This window comes from Nocardioides sp., assembly GCF_034670285.1.
Lineage (GTDB): Bacteria > Actinomycetota > Actinomycetes > Propionibacteriales > Nocardioidaceae > Nocardioides.
The window spans coordinates 1-3,786 of sequence record NZ_JAXMNS010000369.1; the positions used below are offsets into that span (position 1 = coordinate 1).

The 3,786-nt window shown below is 69.3% G+C and carries 4 protein-coding genes; 3 read left to right on the forward strand and 1 reads right to left on the reverse strand.

What is annotated here, in order from left to right; all coding sequences use genetic code 11:
- Positions 1 to 62: 62 nt before the first annotated feature.
- Both VOI19_RS15975 and fadD8 read left to right on the forward strand, forming a co-directional pair.
- Entirely contained in the window at positions 63 to 635 is a 573-nt protein-coding gene (locus tag VOI19_RS15975) for a TerD family protein (protein WP_323793956.1), read from the forward strand.
- A gap of 57 nt (positions 636 to 692) precedes the next feature.
- Positions 693 to 2,279, forward strand: coding sequence for a fatty-acid--CoA ligase FadD8 (gene fadD8, locus VOI19_RS15980; protein ID WP_323793957.1), 1,587 nt, complete (start codon positions 693 to 695; stop codon positions 2,277 to 2,279).
- 66 nt (positions 2,280 to 2,345) lie between these two features.
- On the opposite strand, the gene VOI19_RS15985 is transcribed toward fadD8, so the two are convergent.
- Positions 2,346 to 3,185, reverse strand: coding sequence for a crotonase/enoyl-CoA hydratase family protein (locus tag VOI19_RS15985; RefSeq protein WP_323793958.1), 840 nt, complete (start codon positions 3,183 to 3,185; stop codon positions 2,346 to 2,348).
- A 47-nt stretch (positions 3,186 to 3,232) separates the two neighbouring features.
- On the opposite strand from VOI19_RS15985, the gene VOI19_RS15990 reads away from it, so the two are divergent.
- Positions 3,233 to 3,786: AMP-binding protein (locus VOI19_RS15990; protein WP_323793959.1), on the forward strand; the 554-nt coding region annotated here is incomplete at its 3' end.

A 3,786-nucleotide genomic window follows, 5' to 3' on the forward strand; every position in this document is an offset into this window, starting at 1 on the left:
CCTGTAGGCGCCGACTCGGCGAAAGGGCTGAGCCTGAGGGGCTCCGGAGTAGGTTCGGCTGCGTGATCGAGCTGAGCAAGGACCAGAGCGTCGAGCTGGCGACCGAGGACGGCGCGCACCCCAGCCGACTGCGGGTGGGGATCGGGTGGGACAAGTCCCGCACCGGTGGGTTCATCGGCACCGGCGCCCCCGAGATCGACCTCGACGCCTCGGCGATCCAGTTCGCGGACGGCGAGCTGTTCGACCTCGCCTTCTACAACAACCTCGCCACCCGCGACGGCTCCGTCGTCCACCAGGGCGACAACCGCTCCGGGTCGGGCGCCGGCGACGACGAGATGATCGTCGTCGACCTCGACAAGGTCTATGGGCGCGTCGACCGGATCTTCCTGCTCGTCAGCAGCTACGCCGGCCACAGCCTCGAGTGGACCGACAACGCCTACTGCCGGGTCGTCACCGACGACGAGCAGGAGGTCGAGCTGGCCCGGGTGACCCTCACGGCCGGCGTCCGAGAGACCGGGCTCGTCATGGCCGAGCTCCTGCGCGGCCCGGAGGGCTGGCGGCTCCACGCGGTCGGCGAGGGGGTGCCCGTCACGATCCCCACCCAGGCCGTGGCAGCGCTCCAGCGGCTGCTCTGACCTCTCGGGTGCTCGACCACCCGTGACAGAAACTGCAACACGTTCTAGTCTCGCCGCATGACCGACTCCATGCGCATGAGCATCCACAACGGTGACCTGATGGTGGCCGCTCTCAAGCGCCACCGCGACAAGCCCGTCATGTTCCTCGGGGACACCACGCTGACCGGTGGCGAGACCGCCGAGCAGATGAGCCGCTACGTGCAGGCGTTCGAGGCCCTCGGCGCCGGCACGGGCACCCACGGCGCCCTGCTCGCCCTCAACCGGCCCGAGGTGCTCTACATCCTCGGCGCCGGCCAGACCCAGGGCTACCGGCGCACCTCGCTGCACCCCCTCGGCAGCGCCGACGACCACGCCTACGTCATCAACGACGCCGGCATCTCGTTCCTGATCATCGATCCCTACTTCGCCGAGCGCGCCGTCGCCCTGCTCGAGAAGTGCCCTGGCCTGACCCGGGTCCTGACCATCGGACCGGTGCCCGACGAGCTCGCCCACGTCGGCGTCGACTTGGTCGCCGCCGCGGCCGAGTACGACGCCCAGCCGCTCACCGCGGCCCTCCTGCCGCCCGACCACATCGTGTCGATCACCTACACCGGCGGCACCACGGGCAAGCCGAAGGGCGTCATCGGCACGGCCGCGGCCATGAACACGATGAGCCAGATCCAGCTCGCCGAGTGGGAGTGGCCCGAGAACCCGAAGTTCCTCATGTGCACCCCGCTCTCGCACGCGGGCGCGGCGTTCTTCGTGCCGACCGTGATCAAGGGTGGGACGCTGCACGTACTCTCGCGCTTCGACCCGGCCGAGGTGCTGCGCACCATCGAGGAGCAGCGGATCACCGCGACGATGCTCGTGCCCTCGATGCTCTACGCCCTGATGGACCACCCGGACTCACGCACCCGCGACCTCAGCTCGCTCGAGACGGTCTACTACGGCGCCTCGGCGATCAACCCGGTGCGCCTGCGCGAGGCGATCGACCGTTTCGGCCCGATCTTCGCCCAGTACTACGGACAGTCCGAGGCGCCGATGGTGATCACCTACCTGAGCCGCGCCGACCACGAGAGCGGCGACGACCGACGTCTCGCCTCGTGCGGTCGCCCGTCGGCGTTCATCCGCACGGCGCTGCTCGGTGAGGACGGGCAGCCGGTGACCCAGGGGGAGCCCGGCGAGATCTGCGTGGCGGGCCCGCTCCTGGCCGGTGGCTACTGGAACCTGCCCGACGAGACCGCAGCGACGTTCCGTGACGGGTGGATGCACACCGGTGACATCGCTCGCGAGGACGAGGACGGCTTCTGGTACATCGTCGACCGCACCAAGGACATGATCGTCACCGGTGGCTTCAACGTGTTCCCCCGCGAGGTCGAGGACGTCGTCGCCGAGCACCCGGCGGTCGCCCAGGTCGGCGTCATCGGCACCCCGCACGAGAAGTTCGGGGAGGCGGTCACCGCCATCGTCGTCCTGCGTGACGGGCAGGCCCTCACCGACGACGTGGTCGCCCAGATCCAGGCGATGGTCAAGGAGCGCAAGGGTTCGGTGCAGGTGCCCAAGCAGGTCATCGCGACCGAGGCCCTGCCGCTGACCGGACTGGGCAAGCCGGACAAGAAGGCGCTGCGCGCGCAGTACTGGACCGGCGAGCGCTCGGTCGGCTGACCGGCCTCGGGCGGGGCCACCGGCCCCGCCCGACGCCGTCCGGCACCCACCCGACGCCGCCCGAGCTCAGCGGCCGGTGAACTCCGGCTTGCGCTTCTCGGCGAACGCGCGAGGGCCTTCCTTGGCGTCGTCCGAGGCGAACACCGCTGCGCCCACGCGGGCGTCGTCGGCCCAGCACTCGTCCTCGTGCTTGCCCTCGGAGTCGCGCATCGTCTTGAGGATGGCCTGGACGGCGACCGGGCCGTTGGCGGCGATCGCGTCAGCGATCTCGTGTGCCTTGGCCAGCGCCTGGCCGTCGGGGACGACGTGGCCGATCAGGCCGACCTCCTTGGCCTCCGGGGCCTTCATCGTGCGCCCGGTCAGCAGCAGCTCGGCCGCCACGGTGTAGGGCATCTGACGGATCAGCCGCACCGCCGAGCCACCCATCGGGTACAGGCTCCAGCGAGCCTCGGCCACGCCGAACTTCGCCGACTCGCCCGCGACGCGGATGTCGGTTCCCTGGAGGATCTCGGTGCCACCGGCCACGGCGGGACCCTCGACAGCGGCGATGAGTGGCTTGGTGAGTCGGAAGCCCTTGAGGAGCGACTTGATCACCGACGGGTCGAACTCGCCCGACTCGAAGCTGTCGCTGGGCGGCTTGGCGTTCATCGCCTTCAGGTCGGCTCCGGCGCAGAAGTAGCCGCCGGCCCCGGTGAGGATGCAGACGCGGATCGAGTCGTCGGAGTTCACCCGGTCCCAGGCGTCGGACATGATGGCGAGCATCTCGCCCGACAGCGCGTTGCGCGAGGCCGGTCGGTTCATGGTGACGACCAGCGTGTGGCCGACCTGCTCGACGAGGCAGTGGGGCTCCTCGGCAGCGGTCGCGGACGGCGCGGGATTGGTTTCCGGTGAGGTCGTGTCGGTCATGTGACGAGACGCTAGCGAAAAACAAGAACGTGTTCTAGTCTCACGACGTGGCCAAGAACATTGCAGACCTCTTCGAGCACGCCGTCGATGCCGCCCCCGACAACTCCGCCATCAAGGTGGGGGACCGGGTGGTCACCTACGCCGAGCTGGAGGCAGAAGCCAACCGACTCGCCCACTACCTGTCCGGTCAGGGGGTGAAAGCAGGCGACCACGTCGCCATCTACGCCAAGAACAGCGTCGAGCACGTCGTCGCGGTCCTCGCGATCGTGAAGATCCGCGCGGTCAACATCAACGTCAACTACCGCTACGTCGAGGGTGAGCTCAACTACCTCTTCGACAACGCCGACGTCGTGGCCCTGATCCACGAGCGCACCTACGCACCGCTGGTCGCCGCCTGTGCGCCGAAGCACGAGAAGCTCCAGACCATCGTCGTGCTGCCCGACGCCATCGAGCCCGACGACGAGTCCGACATCTCCTCGTACGACGGCGTGCTCTACGCCGACGCGGTGGCGGGTCAGAGCGCCGAGCGCGACTTCGAGGAGCGCAGCAGCGACGACCTCCACATCATCTACACCGGCGGCACCACCGGCTTCCCCGAGGG

Coding starts and splice junctions, on each gene's coding strand:
- fadD8 (WP_323793957.1), top strand. CDS start 693: ATGACCGACTCCATGCGCATGAGCATCCACAACGGTGACCTGATGGTG.
- VOI19_RS15985 (WP_323793958.1), bottom strand. CDS start 3,185: ATGACCGACACGACCTCACCGGAAACCAATCCCGCGCCGTCCGCGACC.